Genomic DNA, 14,793 nt, shown 5'->3' on the forward strand with positions numbered 1-14,793 from the left:
GGGTGGGAGGTGCGTGACACTTTCGAAGATCGACCACACCTCACCCCAACCCTCTCCTTACAGGAGAGGGAGTCCTGTTGAGCTTTACGACCGAACCGGGGTTGTCAGCAGCCCCTCGTTCTCCTGGAACACCTTGGTCACTTGACCTCTCGAGAAGCCCGCAGGTCCCCTCTCCTGGAAGGAGAGGGACAGGGTGAGGTGTGTGACCTCTCCGAAGAGGACCGAAACCTCACCCTAAGCCGACCTCGAAGGAGAGGGAGTCCCGCGTCAGTGTCCTCGACGGCGCGGACCCATCAATCAAAAGCGGTATCAAAGTAAAACGCGGACGGGTTTCCCCATCCGCGCTTCGGTCACGGTTCTGAGCCGGACGTGTCAGGCCAGGGCGGGCTTGCCGACCAGGACGGGGGTCTCGGTCGCCCCGAGCCAGCGCTGACGCATGGGCTTCAGGACGAAGTAGGCGAGGATCGCCGTGATCACGTCGAGGGTGATGATGATCGCGAAGACCGGCAGCCACGAGCCCTGGACGAAGTAGATCCAGGCCGCGATCGGTCCGCCGAAGAGCGAGCCGATGCCCTGTGCCATGTAGAGGAAGCCGTAGTTCGTAGTGGCGTGCTTGGTGCCGAACGTGTCGGTGAGGATCGAGGGGAACAGCGAGAAGATCTCACCCCAGGCGAAGAACACCACGCCGGAGAGGAGCGCGAAGGCATACGCGTTCTCGCGGAAGACCAGGAGCAGCGCGATGGCGACGGCCTCCGCCGCGAAGGCGATGCCCATCGTGTTCTCACGGCCGATCTTGTCCGAGACCCAGCCGAAGAACGGACGGGTCAGGCCGTTGGTGATCCGGTCGAAGGTCAGCGCGAAGGGGAGGGCGACGAAGCCGAAGATGATGGCATCGGCGACGCCGAAATCGCGGGCGAAGGAGGCGAAGTTGGCCACCACCATCAGGCCGCCCGTGGACATCATCGTCATCATGGCGAACATCAGCCAGAACAACGGGGTCCGCAGCATCTCCTTCGGCGCGGTGTCGTGGGCGCAGGTGGAGAGGTTGCGGGCGGGGGCGGGCAACACCTCGTCGGCGCGGGGCGCGCGCAGGCCCAGGGCCGCCAGCACGCCGATCGCCCCGAGGACGATGCCGAAGACCGTCAGCGTGTGCCGGTAGCCGGCGGAGGTCAGCATGTCGCTGATGGGGAAGGTGCTCAGCATCGCGCCCATGCCGTAGCCGGCCGCGACCACACCGACCGCGAAGCCGCGCCGGTCCGGAAACCATTTCACCATCAGGCCGACGATGCCGACATAGACGATGCCGGTCCCGAGCCCGCAGAACAGGCCGTAGGTGGCGTAGACGCCCCAGAGCGTATCCACCCGGGCGGCGAGCACCCAGCCGAGGCCGGACAGGGCGGCGCCGAGCGCGATCATGAGCTTGGGGCTGAACCGGTCGATCAGGTAGCCCTGCACCGGCGAGAAGAAGGTCTGGAGCACGATCAGGATCGTGAAGGTCCACTGGATCTGGGGCAGCGTCGCGCCGGTCGTCGCGATCAGCGGCTTGGTGAAGAGCGTCCAGACGTATTGCGGGCTGGAGATCGCCATCATGGCCACGAGGCCGAGGCCCAGTTGCAGCCAGCGTTGGCGGGTGAGCGTGGTATCCATTATTCACTCCTTGCGACGACACTGCGTTAGCAAGGACGATGCCAAGACGTTGTGCGGCTTGCGTCCGCCGCACAACGTATTCGCGAAGGATCGCGGCGATTACAGCCCTTCCGAGCCTCCATCGGATCTCGGGTCGTGCACGGCCGCGACCGAACCGTTGCCGGGGTCGCGCACCAGCATGCCGGCATGCCCCAGGGAATCGATGTAGGCCCCACCGAGTTCTTCGACCTCGTGACCGAGCTTGCGCAGGGCGGCGATGCAGGCCGGGTCGAACCGGTCCTCCACCTTCACGGTCAGCGACTCGGCTCCCCAGGTGCGGCCATAGAGCAGGCGCGGCGCATCGACGGCGCCGGCCGGGTCCATGCCGTAATCGGCGTAGCGCGCGAAGATCTGGGACTGGAACTGCGGCTGCCCGTCTCCACCCATGCTGCCGTAGGACATGACGCGGCCGTCATCGAAGCAGGCGAGCGCCGGGATCAGGGTGTGGAAGGGCCGGCGGCCGGGCTCGAGGGGATTCACCGCCTTCGGGTCGAGGGAGAACGAGGTGCCGCGGTTCTGCCAGTGGATGCCGGTCTTCGGCAGGACGACGCCGGAACCGTATTCCCAGTAGATCGACTGGATGTAGGAGACCGCGAGCCCGTCCCGGTCGACGGCCCCCATCCAGACCGTGTCGCCCTCTCCGGGGTTGCGCAGGGGCACGCTGGCGGCGCGCGTCATGTCGATCTGCGCCGCTTCCCGGTCGAGGCGCTCGGGCGTCAGGAAGGTCGCCGGATCGACGCCGAGGCGGTCGTAATCGGTGACGATCCGGTCGCGGATCGCGAAGGCGCGCTTCGTCGCCTCGATCAGCCCGTGGTAATGCGCCGTGGTCTCCGGGTTCGCGATGCGCAGGCGATCGAAGATGCCGAGGATGAGAAGGGCCGCGATGCCCTGGGTCGGCGGCGGGAAGTTGTAGAGCACCGCATCCCGACGCCGGATGGAGAGCGGCGCCCGCTCGCGGGGTGCGAAGGCTTCGAGGTCGGCCCGGGTGACCGGGGTTCCGAGCCGGTCGAGGTCGGCGGCGATCTCGCGCCCGAGGTCGCCCCGGTAGAAGTCGTCGAGCCCCGCATGCGCGAGTTGGTCCAGCGTGCCGGCGAGGGCGGGCAGCTTGCGGATCGCCCCGGCCGCGTAGGGCTTGCCCGCATCGAGGAAGGTTTCCGCGAAGTGCGGCTGGTCGTGCAGCGTGTCGAGTTCCTTCGGCACGTAGCGCGCCTCCGAGGGCGAGACCGCGACGCCCACGCGGGCATGCCGGATCGCGTCCGCCAGCAGGGTCTCGAGGGGCAGGCGTCCGCCGAGCGCGCGCGCGAGGTCGAGGGCGAGGCGCCAGCCGCCGATGGCGCCCGCGACCGTCAGGGCGGCGTCGGGCCCGCGCGACGGGAGGGTCTCGTAGCCCTTCTCCCGGTAGCGCGCGATCGTCGCGAGGCGCCCGGCCGGCCCGCAGGCCTCGATGCCGCGAACCCGTCCGCCGCGCTCGCGCACCAGCCAGAAGCCGTCGCCGCCGATACCGTTCATGTGCGGGTAGACCACCGCGATGGTGGCCGCCATCGCGGTCATCGCCTCGATCGCGTTGCCCCCCTGCGCGAGCACGTGCTGCCCGGCCTGGGCGGCGAGGCGGTGGGGCGCGGCAACGGCGGCCGAAGCGAAAACGGGCGTGTCTGACATTCTGATCTCGGGTTGGGGGTGGTCGGTAGAATAATGTATTTTTCCAGCGCGTCGATCACCGGCCGAACCGGGGGTCAGGCCGCGGGTCGAGCCGAAAGCGACGCTGACATCCGCGGGAATCCCGAGGTTTTCACCCCTGCGTAACGCCCGTCCGTATTAATTTCGCCACACTGTTGTGGCGACGCATCAGCCATGCCGTGGCTTCGATCCTCTAGCACTTTGGGCCCCTCCGCGGAGGGTTCAGGCCCCGCCGAGACGGCGCCGCGGACGGCCGAAGGGCCGGACGGTTTGCCCCACGCCGTACGACCGCCGCCGCGCGGTCCGGGCCTGATCGGGGCGCTCGTGGTCGTGACAGCCCTGGTCTCGGCCATCACGACCTTCCTGATCCTCGCAGGTGTGATCCGAGTCACGCCGACGCCGGCGGTCGGTCTGACCCTCCTCGGCATCAACGTCTTCCTGGTCCTCTGCCTCGTCGTCATCATCGCCTGGGAAGCCCGGGTCTTCCTGCACGCCCGGCGCACGAACGCGGCCGTGGCCCGGCTCCACAGCCGGATCGTCGGCCTGTTCAGCCTCATCGCGATCCTGCCCACGGTGCTCCTCGCCGTGGTGGCGGCGGTGACGATCGATCGCGGCCTCTCGCTCGGCTTCACCGACCGGGTGCGCGACGTGGTCCTGAAATCGGTGGAGGTCGCCGACGCCTACCAGGAAAACCAGTGCCAGAGCCTGGCCCGCGAAATCCGCATCCTCACGGACGACCTCACCCGGGCGCGGCCCAACTTCGACATCAACCGGACCTGGTTCGAGAGCTTCCTCACCACCCGCGCCACCGCCCTCGGCCTGCCCGTGGCCGAGATCATGCGCGGGCCGACCGAGGTGGTGGCGCGGGCCAAGATCGACGTCCTGAAGGAACGGCGCCTGCCCTCGGCCGCCGCCTTCGAGGATGCCGCCAAGTCCAGCGACCCGATCTGCCTCGTGCCGAGCGAGGGCCGGGTCTTCGCGGCCCTGCTCCGGATGACCGCCTATGACGGCGCCGTGCTGCTGGTTCAGCGGGAAGTCAGCCAGCTCGCGGTGGAGTTTCCGGGCGTGTCGCGGGCCGCGGCGGCCGAATACCTCACCTACGATTCCCTTAAGCGCTCGATCCAGATCAGCTTCGCCTCGGTCTTCGTGCTGATCGCGCTCATCGCACTCCTGTCGGCGGTGTGGTTCGGCCTCAACTTCGCCAACCGCTTCGTCGCCCCGATCCGCCGGCTCATCAACGCCGCCGATCAGGTCGCCTCGGGCAATTTCTACGCGCAGGTCCCGGCCCGCAAGAGCGACGGCGACCTCGCGCACCTGTCCGAGAGCTTCAACAAGATGACGCAGGAGCTGCGCCGCCAGCATGACGGGCTCACCGCGGCGAGCGACCTCATCGACCGTCGGCGGCGCTTCACGGAGGCGGTGCTGTCCGGGGTCTCGCCGGGGGTGATGGGCGTCGATGCCGCCGGCCTCGTCACCATCGCCAACCCCTCCGTGGAGCGGACCCTGGGTCTCAGCGCCGAAGCGATCGTGGGCAAGCCGCTCACCCAGGTCGTGCCCGAGTTGCAGGCCCTGTTCCCGGAAGGGGGCGAGGCGCGCCTGCGCGCCATGCAGCAGCAGATCCAGCTCACCCGCGACGGACGCGAGCGGACCGTCACGGTGCGGGTGACGAGCGAGCAGGCGCAAGGCGGCGCGCGCGGCTTCGTGGTGACGCTCGACGACATCACCGACCTCGTCTCGGCCCAGCGCACCTCGGCCTGGGCCGATGTCGCCCGCCGCATCGCCCACGAGATCAAGAACCCGCTGACCCCGATCCAGCTCTCGGCCGAGCGCATCCGACGCAAGTACGGAAAGGTGATCACCACCGACAAGGAGGTGTTCGACCAGTGCACGGCGACGATCGTGCGTCAGGTCGACGAGATCAAGCGCATGGTCGACGAGTTCTCGTCGTTCGCCCGGATGCCGAAGCCCGCGATCGGCCGCAACGACCTCAGCGAGATCACCCGGCAGAACCTGTTCATGATGCGGGTGGCCCATCCCGACATGGAGTTCTCCTTCGCCGAGGATGGCGGGCAGCCGGTGCTGGCCGCGTTCGACATCCGGCTCCTGTCCCAGGCGATCACCAACATCCTCAAGAACGCCATCGAGGCGGTCCAGGCGGTGCCGGAGGCGGAGCTCGGCAAGGGCCGCGTCGATGTCCGCCTCGTCCTGGAGCAGGGGTTCGCCGTCATCGAGGTGACGGATAACGGCAAGGGTTTTCCCGCCGAGGGGCGCCAGCGGCTGCTGGAGCCCTATATGACGACGCGCGAAGGTGGCACGGGGCTCGGCCTCGCCATCGTGAGCAAGGTCCTCGAAGAGCATGGCGGCGGGATCGAATTGAACGACAATCCGGAAGGCCGGGGCGGACGGGTGCGGATGCGGGTGCCGCGCGAGACCGCCAGCGACGGCGACCCTGTCCATCACACGACGCCGGAGGGCGGACCCTCCGGGCAGCATGAGAAGGGAGCCGCACGGACGGCCCCCCACATCGCGGAGATCCAGTCATGAGCGCCGATATCCTGATCGTCGACGACGAGGCCGACATCCGCGACCTCGTCGCCGGCATCCTCGACGACGAAGGCCACCGCACCCGCACCGCCGGGGGGTCCGACGAGGCGCTCGCGGCCATCGAGTCGCGCCGGCCCCACCTCGTCTTCCTCGACATCTGGCTGCAGGGCTCGCGCCTCGACGGCCTGCAGGTGCTCGACCAGATCAAGGCCGGGCATCCCGACCTGCCCGTGGTGATGATCTCGGGGCACGGCAACATTGAGACCGCGGTGGCGGCGATCAAGGCGGGCGCCTACGACTTCATCGAGAAGCCGTTCAAGGCCGACCGGCTGATCCTGGTGGCGGAGCGGGCGCTGGAAGCCTCTCGCCTCAAGCGCGAGGTGCGCGACCTCAAGGCCCGATCGGGGCAGGCGAGCCGCCTCGTCGGTGCCTCCGTGGTGGTCAACCAGCTGCGCCAGACGGTGGAGCGCGTGGCGCCCACCAATGCGCGCGTGATGATCCTCGGCGCACCGGGCTCCGGCAAGGAATTGTCGGCCCGCACGCTGCACGCAACCTCGACCCGGGCGAGCGGGCCCTTCGTCGTCATCAACGCGGCCACGATCACGCCCGAGACGATGGAGGCCGAACTGTTCGGCGTGGAGGGCGGGGAGGGCCGGGTGCGCCGGGTCGGCGCCCTGGAGGAGGCGCATGGCGGCTCGCTCTACATCGACGAAGTCGCGGACATGCCGCGCGAGACCCAGAACCGGATCCTGCGCGTCCTCGTGGACCAGAACTTCCAGCGCGTGGGCGGCACCGCCCGGGTGCACGTGGACGTGCGCATCATCTCGTCCTCCTCGCGGGATCTCGCCGAGGAAATCGCGGCCGGACGCTTCCGGGAGGACCTGTTCCACCGCCTCTCGGTGGTCCCGATCCGGGTCCCGTCGCTGTCCGAGCGGCGCGAGGACGTACCGGAGCTGATCGCCTTCTTCATGGAGCAGATCTCGGGCGCCACCGGCCTGCCGCGCCGGCGCATCGCCGAGGACGCCATGGCGGTGCTGCAATCGCACGACTGGCCCGGCAACGTGCGCCAGCTGCGCAACAACGTCGAACGCCTCATGATCCTGACCCACACCGACCCGGATCAGGAGGTGACCTCCGAGATGCTGCCCACCGAGATCGGCGCCCTGGTGCCGACCACGCCGAACGGCTCGGGCGGCGAGAAGCTGATGAGCCTCGCCCTGCGCGAGGCCCGCGAGATCTTCGAGCGCGAGTATCTGGTGGCTCAGATCGCGCGGTTCTCCGGCAACATCTCCCGTACGGCGGAGTTCATCGGCATGGAACGCTCGGCGCTCCACCGGAAACTCAAGTCACTGGGGATCGGCCCCTGAGGCCAAGCGCCAATGCACTTGCATCGCGCCCGCGATGCACGTGTAATACCGGTCGACCGGACCCTTCGGGCCTAGGCCCGGCCGGTCTCAAGAAACGACCTGATGAGAACCCGTCATTCGCGGCGGGCGGCAGCGTGAATCAAGGATAAGAAAATATGGCGGGCGAACGCGCACAGAACCTCCAGGACACGTTCCTGAACCATGTTCGCAAGAACAAGATTCCGCTGACCATCTTCCTCGTGAACGGCGTCAAGCTTCAGGGCGTGGTGACGTGGTTCGATAATTTCTGCGTGCTGCTGCGGCGCGACGGTCATTCCCAGCTCGTCTACAAGCACGCGATCTCGACGATCATGCCGGGCCATCCGGTCCAGCTCTTCGAGCCCGACGAGACCGCGCCCGAGAAGGCCTGAATTCGCACGAAACCGGCATCCGGCCGGCCGAAACGTTTGCCGCGCCCTTGTCTGCGGCCGGCAAGCGCCCATTGTCGTGAAGACACACACGACAGGGTCGAACAAAGAACTTCATGACTGAACTGATGACCCCCGGCGAGGCCCGGCTCCAGGCGATGGCCGCACCGGAAGGCGATATCGCCGCGGCAACCCACACCCTCGTCATTGGGCCTTATCTCGGGCGGGCCGCCGCCGCGGCGCGAAGTGCCACGGGCGCCAGTCCCGAGGCGCTCCGGTCCTCCGAGGCCCGCCTCGACGAGGCGGCCGGCCTCGCCGCCGCCATCGAACTCGACGTGGTCGAGGCGATCGTGGCACCGGTCCAGCGGATCCGCCCCTCCACCTATCTCGGCAAGGGGCGGGTCGAGGAACTCGCCGGCGTGATCCGGGCGCGGGAGATCGGTCTCGTCGTGATGGACTGCGCGCTCTCCCCCGTGCAGCAGCGCAACCTCGAGAAGGCGTTCGGCTGCAAGGTGATCGACCGGACCGGCCTGATCCTCGAGATCTTCGGTCGCCGGGCCTCGACGCGGGAGGGCACGCTCCAGGTCGAGCACGCGCATCTCGCCTATCAGCGCAGCCGCCTCGTGCGATCCTGGACCCACCTGGAGCGCCAGCGCGGCGGCTTCGGCTTTCTCGGCGGTCCCGGCGAGACGCAGATCGAGGCCGACCGGCGCATGATCCAGGAGCGCATGACGAAGATCGAGCGCGAACTCGACAGCGTCACCCGCACGCGCGGCCTGCATCGCCAGAGCCGGGCGCGGGTGCCCTATCCCATCGTCGCGCTGGTCGGCTACACGAACGCGGGCAAGTCCACGCTGTTCAACATCCTGACCAAGGCCCAGGTCATGGCGCAGGACATGCTCTTCGCCACCCTCGACCCCACCGCCCGCGCCACCAAGCTGCCGCATGGCGAGACGGTGATCCTCTCCGATACGGTGGGCTTCATCTCCGAATTGCCGACCTCGCTGATCGCCGCCTTCCGGGCGACCCTGGAGGACGTGATCCACGCCGACATCCTCCTGCATGTGCGCGACGTCGCGCATGTGGACAGCGAAGCCCAGGCCGAGGATGTCGGCTCGGTCCTGCGCGAGCTCGGCATCGAGACCTCGGCCTCCCGCATCATCGAGGTCTGGAACAAGGCCGACCTCCTCGACGCGGACGAGCGCAACCGCCTCCTGAACCTCAGCACCCACGGCCGCAACGACCGGGACAGCGATGCACCCGTGCTGGTGTCGGCCGTGACCGGGGAGGGTCTCGACGTGCTCACGGCGCGGATCGAGGCGCGGATCGCCCGCCAGCGCTCCACCTTCGCGGTGATCCTGCCGCCGGAGGACGGAGCCGCCCTGCACTGGCTCTACGAGAACGCGGAAGTCCTGGACCGGCGCGAGGAGGAGGGGGGCACCATGCACCTCGCCATCCGCATCGCCCCCGAGAAGGAGCCGCGCTTCCTCAACCGCTTCGCGGGCGCACGCCGGCTCAACCGGGTCGGCTGACGACGCGTCGCGATCTTCCACGTCGCGCGTACGTCACTCCTGCACGCAACTCCTGAATGTCAGACGCCCGCGATCCTCTCGGATCGCGGGCGTTTCACGTCAACCGCCGGATCGTTCCTGGGGGATCAGGGCTGGAGCACGCCGTTGACGACGTGGATCACGCCGTTCGACTGCATCACGTTGGCAGTGGTGACCGTTGCGGTGCTGCCCTTGGCATCGGTCACATAGACCTTCTTGCCCTTGGTCTGGATCACCAGGGGCTCACCCGCGACGGTCTTGAGCTGGGCCTCGCCGCCGCCATCCTTGACCAGCTTCATCAGGTCCTTGGCCGTATAGGTGCCGGAAACCACGTGATAGGTCAGGATCTTGGTGAGGGTCGCCTTGTTCTCGGGCTTCACCAGGGTCTCGACGGTGCCGGCCGGGAGCTTGGCGAAGGCGGCGTTGGTGGGCGCGAACACCGTGAAGGGGCCGGGGCCCGACAGCGTATCGACGAGGCCTGCGGCCTTCACGGCGGCGACCAGCGTGGTGTGATCCTTCGAGTTGACCGCGTTCTCCACGATGGTCTTCGAGGCGTACATCGGCGCGCCGCCGACCATCGGGTTCTTTGCGAATGCGGCGGTGGGCGCTGCGGCGCCGAGCGCGAAGGCGAGCGTGGCGGCAGCCAGGGCGCGGTGCGTGATCTTCATGAGCATGTTCCTCTTCGTCGTCCCTCGTGCGGGGTGACTGAGGCGCTCTACGAGGCATTCGCGCGGAAAGTTTCAGGACATCGCCGGCCCCCAACGCCCGATCACGCGGACGTGCGCGCGGTGAAACGCGAAATCCGCCGGACCCTGGGGATCCGGCGGACTTGCGGGCGATCCGACAGCGGTGACCGGGGGCGAGCCCCGGTCGATCGCTCTCAGTACTTGCGGATGATCGGCGCGGGAGCGGCGGCAACCGGGGTCGGCGAGTACAGCGGCACGATCAGGCGGCCGGAGACTTCCGTGCTGTCGAAGGTGCCAGCGCTGCGGACGACGGTGCGAGCGACGTAGACCTGTGCGGTGGCAAACCCGAGGTCGTAGCCGACGAGGCCACCCATCAGGAACCGGCCACGATCGGGGGTACCGGTCGGGTTGGCAGCGTTGATGATGTTGCCGCCCTTGAAGCTGGTGTCGAAGTTGTAGGTACCGTACGCGATGGCGCCGATCTCGAACTTGCCGAACTTTTTGGTCGCGGTCAGATCGAGGTTCAGGGCGTCAGAGATTGAATAGGACTGCGTGAAACCACCCGGACCGATGTTCCTGTTGCCGCCAAAGGTCGCCGGCGAGTCGTAGATGTTGGCGGTCAAGTTGGCGGTCAGGTTGTAGCCATCGCCCGTGTAGCTGGCCGCGACGCCGAAGCGGTAGGTGTTCGAAGCAAGCTGGCCGAGCACGGCGCCGCCGCCGGGGCCGACGCCGCCATTCGGAATGGCGAGGGCACCGGCCCGCGTGGTCAGGACGCCACGGTCACCGTTCAGTTCGTTGAGGTAGACACCGCCGAGGAAGCTGACGCCGAAGTTGTTGCCGAGATCGAAGGCCCAGATACCGCCGACGAAGGTACCGACGTTGAAGGAGAGATCCCGAATGGAGCTGCTGCTGTTACCCTTGCCGAACACGAACACGGTCGGGGGAGCGACGAGCAGTTCGACGCGGCCGCCGAACGGAACGAACGGGGTCGACCAGACCAACACGGGGACGTTGATGCCTGCATCGACCGGCGACGGGTTGTCGCGCATCTGGTAGACGAAGGTGTTCAGGGCATAGATGCCCTCGGGCAGGGGAGCGCCGGTGGCGAGGCCGACCTGCTCACCCGGAACCGTGGTGGACTGCGCGTAGGAGGCGGTTGCGGTCATGCTGGCCGTGAGCGCCATCGCTCCGGCAACGAGCCAGTTCTTCGTCATTATCGTCTTCCTTCCCAAGGATTTCAGGTCCGCCACGCAGCCATCCGAATCATCCTGCCGATCCGCCGCTTGATGCGGCTTGTTTGCAGTTGGTTCGGCGGCCCCCCTTGCGGCGCGATCTCAAGTCTCAACGTCGAGAACTATTCTACAGGATGCGACGGAAGGACAGCGGAATGCTTGGAAACGGGGCAGTTCCAACCCCACCGTTGCGCAAAAGCCGCATTTCGGCTGCACTGCAGCGAAAGGTTTTGTTAACGATTTGAGCAAGTTGCACGCGTCATCCACCGCGACCTGACAATCGCGGTCGGCAGAATATCGCTGAAAGCTCAAGCTGTTGCCGAGCGATGCAGCCGTCAGGACGATCCGGCAAGGCGGGAAGGGGGAATGCGCAGGCGCCGCCGCACCGCAGCGGATCACGGCCGCGTGAAGAGCCGATCCGGTGCAATGCGGAAGCGGCGCGTGGCACGGATCCCGTTTCGGACCGAATCGTGCGGTCGGATCGCCCCGTGCGACGGGGCCGCGACCTATTCCGCGGCTTCGCGACCCTTCGGCGCCGTTGCCGGCCGGCGGGCGAGAACGTCCCGGAGGAAGCGGCCGGTATGACTGGCGCGCGACTTGGCGATCTGCTCCGGCGTTCCTTCGGCCACCACGACGCCGCCGCCGTCGCCGCCCTCCGGGCCCATGTCGATGACCCAGTCTGCGGTCTTGATGACTTCGAGGTTGTGCTCGATCACCACCACGGTGTTGCCCTGGTCCACGAGTTCGTGGAGCACCTCCATGAGCTTGGCGACGTCGTGGAAGTGCAGGCCGGTGGTGGGCTCGTCGAGGATGTAGAGGGTGCGTCCCGTGGCGCGCTTCGACAGCTCCTTCGAGAGCTTCACCCGCTGCGCCTCGCCGCCCGACAGGGTGGTGGCCTGCTGCCCGACCTTGACGTATCCGAGGCCGACGCGGGCCAGGGTCTCCATCTTCTCTCGGATCGTCGGCACCGCCTTGAACAGGTCGGCGGCCTCCTCCACGGTCATGTCGAGCACGTCGGCGATGGAGTGGTCGCGGTACTTCACCTCCAGGGTCTCGCGGTCGTAGCGCCGTCCCTTGCAGACGTCGCAGGTGACGTAGACGTCCGGCAGGAAGTGCATCTCGATCTTGATGACGCCGTCGCCGGAACAGGCCTCACAGCGTCCGCCCTTCACGTTGAAGGAGAAGCGCCCGGCCTGGTAGCCGCGCGCCTTCGCTTCGGGCAGGCCCGCGAACCAGTCGCGGATCGGCGTGAAGGCGCCCGTGTAGGTGGCGGGGTTCGAGCGCGGCGTGCGTCCGATCGGCGATTGGTCGATGTCGATGACCTTGTCGAGATGCTCCAGCCCGTCGAGGCGCTCGAAGGGAGCCGGATGCTCCAGGGCGCCGTTCAGGGATTTCGCCACGGCCTTGTAGAGCGTGTCGATGATGAGGGTCGACTTGCCGCCGCCGGACACCCCGGAGATGCAGGTGAAGGTGCCGAGCGGAATCTCGACGGAGACGTTCTTGAGGTTGTTGCCGCGCGCGCCCACGAGGTGGAGCTTGCCCTTGCGGCCCTTGCGACGCGCGGTCGGCACCCGCACGCTCATCTCGCCGGTGAGGTACTTGGCGGTGAGCGAGGCCGGGTTCTTGAGCACCTCCTCGGGCGTGCCCTGTGCGATGATCCGGCCGCCGTGGATGCCGGCACCGGGGCCGACATCGACGACGTAATCGGCCTGCAGGATCGCGTCCTCGTCGTGCTCGACCACGATCACCGAGTTGCCGAGGTCGCGCAGGCGCTTGAGGGTGCCGAGCAGGCGCTCGTTGTCGCGCTGGTGCAGGCCGATCGAGGGCTCGTCGAGGACGTAGAGCACGCCCGTCAGGCCCGATCCGATCTGCGAGGCGAGGCGGATGCGCTGGCTCTCACCGCCCGAAAGGGAGCCGGAGCCGCGCGCCAGGGTCAGGTATTCGAGCCCGACATCGATGAGGAAGGTCAGGCGGTCGCGGATTTCCTTCAGGATGCGATAGGCGATCTCGTTCTGCTTGTCGGTCAGCTTGCCGGGCAAATCGGAGAACCAGGCATGGGCGTCGCGCACCGACAGCGCGGTGATCTCGCCCACATCCTGCATCGCCACCTTCACGGAGAGCGCTTCCAGCTTCAGGCGCTTGCCGCCGCAGGTAGCGCAGGGCGTCTCGCTCATGAAGCGGGCGATCTCTTCGCGGGAGGCGTCGCTCTCGGTCTCCTTGTAGCGCCGCTCCAGGTTCGGGATCACGCCCTCGAAGGGCTTGTTGACCTCGTAGGCGCGCATCCCGTCGTCGTAGGCGAAGCGGACGGATTCGGAACCCGTACCGTACAGGACCACCTCGCGAGCCTTCGCCGGCAGGTCGGCCCAGGCCAGCGTGGTCTTGAAGCCGTAGTGCCGGGCCAGGGCATCAAGGGTCTGGCCGTAATAGGGTGAGGTCGATTTCGCCCAGGGGCCCACCGCGCCGCGCTTCAGGCTGAGCTTGGCATCCGAGATCACGAGTTCGGGGTCGATCCGCATCTCGTGGCCGATACCGCCGCAGGTCGGGCAGGCGCCGAACGGATTGTTGAACGAGAACAGGCGCGGCTCGATCTCCGCGATGGTGAAGCCCGAGACCGGGCAGGCGAAGCGCGAGGAGAAGGTCACGGGCTCGCGCGGGGCCTCGCCCTCCGGGGTATCGGCGAACTCGATCAACGCGATCCCGTCGGCGAGCTCCAGCGCCGTCTCGAAGGAATCCGCGAGCCGGGCGGCGATGTCGGCCCGCACCACGATCCGGTCCACCACAACGTCGATATCGTGCTTCAGCTTCTTGTCGAGCTTCGGCACGTCGTCGATCGGGTAGTACTCGCCGTCGACGCGCAGGCGCTGGAAACCCTTCTTCTGGAACTCGGCGATTTCCTTGCGGTACTCGCCCTTGCGGCCACGGACGACCGGGGCGAGCAGATAGAGCCGGCTCTTCTCGGGCAATGCGAGGACCCGGTCGACCATCTGGCTGACCGTCTGGCTCTCGATCGGCAGGCCGGTGGCGGGCGAGTAGGGGATGCCGACCCGCGCCCAGAGCAGGCGCATGTAGTCGTAGATCTCGGTGACGGTCCCCACTGTCGAGCGCGGGTTCTTCGAGGTGGTCTTCTGCTCGATGGAGATCGCGGGCGAGAGGCCGTCGATCTGGTCGACATCCGGCTTCGACATCATCTCGAGGAACTGACGCGCATAGGCCGAGAGAGATTCGACGTAGCGGCGCTGCCCCTCCGCGTAGATCGTGTCGAAAGCCAGCGACGACTTGCCCGAGCCGGACAGCCCCGTGAAGACCACCAGCCGGTCGCGCGGAATCGTCAGGTCGATGTTCTTGAGATTGTGCTCGCGCGCGCCGCGCACCGAGATCACCCGCTGATCGCGCGCCCCCTCGAACAGGGCCTCGATCTTCGCCTCGACGCGCTCCGCCTCGGCTTGGGACTTCTTGGCGGCGGCTTTGGCTTTGGCCATGGGGTCTCTTCGGAAGGTCTGCGGGAGCCGGGCGGGGCTGGCCCGTCCCGAACGCCATGTCGGGCGCGCGCCCCGACGGGGCAAGGCGCGCGCCACGCATATCCGTCCTCAACTAGAACAAAATGCGTACAGGCTCAACATCGCCTCCGTCCGGCCCGCCCCCGA

9 protein-coding genes are annotated in these 14,793 nt (G+C 67.6%); 4 read left to right on the forward strand and 5 right to left on the reverse strand.

Translation table 11 applies throughout. The features are described 5' to 3' along the window. Positions 1-372: 372 nt before the first annotated feature. Both oxlT and OF380_RS17000 read right to left on the reverse strand, forming a co-directional pair. On the reverse strand, positions 373-1,647 hold the full coding sequence (gene oxlT / locus OF380_RS16995) for an oxalate/formate MFS antiporter (protein ID WP_264045993.1): 1,275 nt from the start codon (positions 1,645-1,647) through the stop codon (positions 373-375). A 99-nt stretch (positions 1,648-1,746) separates the two neighbouring features. Next, entirely contained in the window at positions 1,747-3,345 is a 1,599-nt protein-coding gene (locus OF380_RS17000; protein WP_264045995.1) for a gamma-glutamyltransferase family protein, read from the reverse strand. Between the two features lie 192 nt (positions 3,346-3,537). On the opposite strand from OF380_RS17000, the gene OF380_RS17005 reads away from it, so the two are divergent. The 4 genes from OF380_RS17005 (at position 3,538) to hflX (ending at position 9,213) form a co-directional block, all read left to right on the forward strand. Further along, positions 3,538-5,907, forward strand: coding sequence for a sensor histidine kinase NtrY-like (locus OF380_RS17005; RefSeq protein WP_264045996.1), 2,370 nt, complete (start codon positions 3,538-3,540; stop codon positions 5,905-5,907). Beyond that, a complete protein-coding gene (gene ntrX, locus OF380_RS17010; protein WP_264045998.1) occupies positions 5,904-7,274 on the forward strand; it encodes a nitrogen assimilation response regulator NtrX in 1,371 nt (456 codons plus the stop codon). Before OF380_RS17005 ends, ntrX begins: the two co-directional genes overlap by 4 nt. A gap of 155 nt (positions 7,275-7,429) precedes the next feature. Next, complete coding sequence (gene hfq, locus OF380_RS17015) at positions 7,430-7,684, forward strand: RNA chaperone Hfq (protein ID WP_003600267.1); 255 nt, start codon at positions 7,430-7,432, stop codon at positions 7,682-7,684. A gap of 113 nt (positions 7,685-7,797) precedes the next feature. Then, entirely contained in the window at positions 7,798-9,213 is a 1,416-nt protein-coding gene (gene hflX, locus OF380_RS17020) for a GTPase HflX (protein WP_264046019.1), read from the forward strand. A 125-nt stretch (positions 9,214-9,338) separates the two neighbouring features. Here the strand turns inward: hflX and OF380_RS17025 are convergent, their stop codons facing one another. The 3 genes from OF380_RS17025 to uvrA all read right to left on the reverse strand — a co-directional run bounded on the left by OF380_RS17025 (position 9,339) and on the right by uvrA (position 14,628). Further along, a complete protein-coding gene (locus OF380_RS17025) occupies positions 9,339-9,899 on the reverse strand; it encodes a fasciclin domain-containing protein (RefSeq protein ID WP_264046021.1) in 561 nt (186 codons plus the stop codon). A 212-nt stretch (positions 9,900-10,111) separates the two neighbouring features. Next, positions 10,112-11,131, reverse strand: coding sequence for a transporter (locus OF380_RS17030; protein ID WP_264051363.1), 1,020 nt, complete (start codon positions 11,129-11,131; stop codon positions 10,112-10,114). Between the two features lie 524 nt (positions 11,132-11,655). Further along, the gene (uvrA, locus tag OF380_RS17035) at positions 11,656-14,628 is read right to left on the reverse strand and encodes an excinuclease ABC subunit UvrA (protein WP_264046023.1); all 2,973 of its coding nucleotides are present in this window, start codon (positions 14,626-14,628) and stop codon (positions 11,656-11,658) included. Positions 14,629-14,793 lie beyond the last annotated feature (165 nt).

Origin of the sequence: Methylobacterium sp. FF17, assembly GCF_025813715.1 — a bacterium.
In the GTDB taxonomy this organism is placed as follows: Bacteria; Pseudomonadota; Alphaproteobacteria; order Rhizobiales; family Beijerinckiaceae; genus Methylobacterium; species Methylobacterium flocculans.

Excerpts from the sequence above, each read along its gene's own strand:
- oxlT (WP_264045993.1), bottom strand. The coding sequence starts at position 1,647 with ATGGATACCACGCTCACCCGCCAACGCTGGCTGCAACTGGGCCTCGGC.
- OF380_RS17000 (WP_264045995.1), bottom strand. The coding sequence starts at position 3,345 with ATGTCAGACACGCCCGTTTTCGCTTCGGCCGCCGTTGCCGCGCCCCAC.
- OF380_RS17005 (WP_264045996.1), top strand. The coding sequence starts at position 3,538 with ATGCCGTGGCTTCGATCCTCTAGCACTTTGGGCCCCTCCGCGGAGGGT.
- ntrX (WP_264045998.1), top strand. The coding sequence starts at position 5,904 with ATGAGCGCCGATATCCTGATCGTCGACGACGAGGCCGACATCCGCGAC.
- hfq (WP_003600267.1), top strand. The coding sequence starts at position 7,430 with ATGGCGGGCGAACGCGCACAGAACCTCCAGGACACGTTCCTGAACCAT.
- hflX (WP_264046019.1), top strand. The coding sequence starts at position 7,798 with ATGACTGAACTGATGACCCCCGGCGAGGCCCGGCTCCAGGCGATGGCC.
- OF380_RS17025 (WP_264046021.1), bottom strand. The coding sequence starts at position 9,899 with ATGAAGATCACGCACCGCGCCCTGGCTGCCGCCACGCTCGCCTTCGCG.
- OF380_RS17030 (WP_264051363.1), bottom strand. The coding sequence starts at position 11,131 with ATGACGAAGAACTGGCTCGTTGCCGGAGCGATGGCGCTCACGGCCAGC.
- uvrA (WP_264046023.1), bottom strand. The coding sequence starts at position 14,628 with ATGGCCAAAGCCAAAGCCGCCGCCAAGAAGTCCCAAGCCGAGGCGGAG.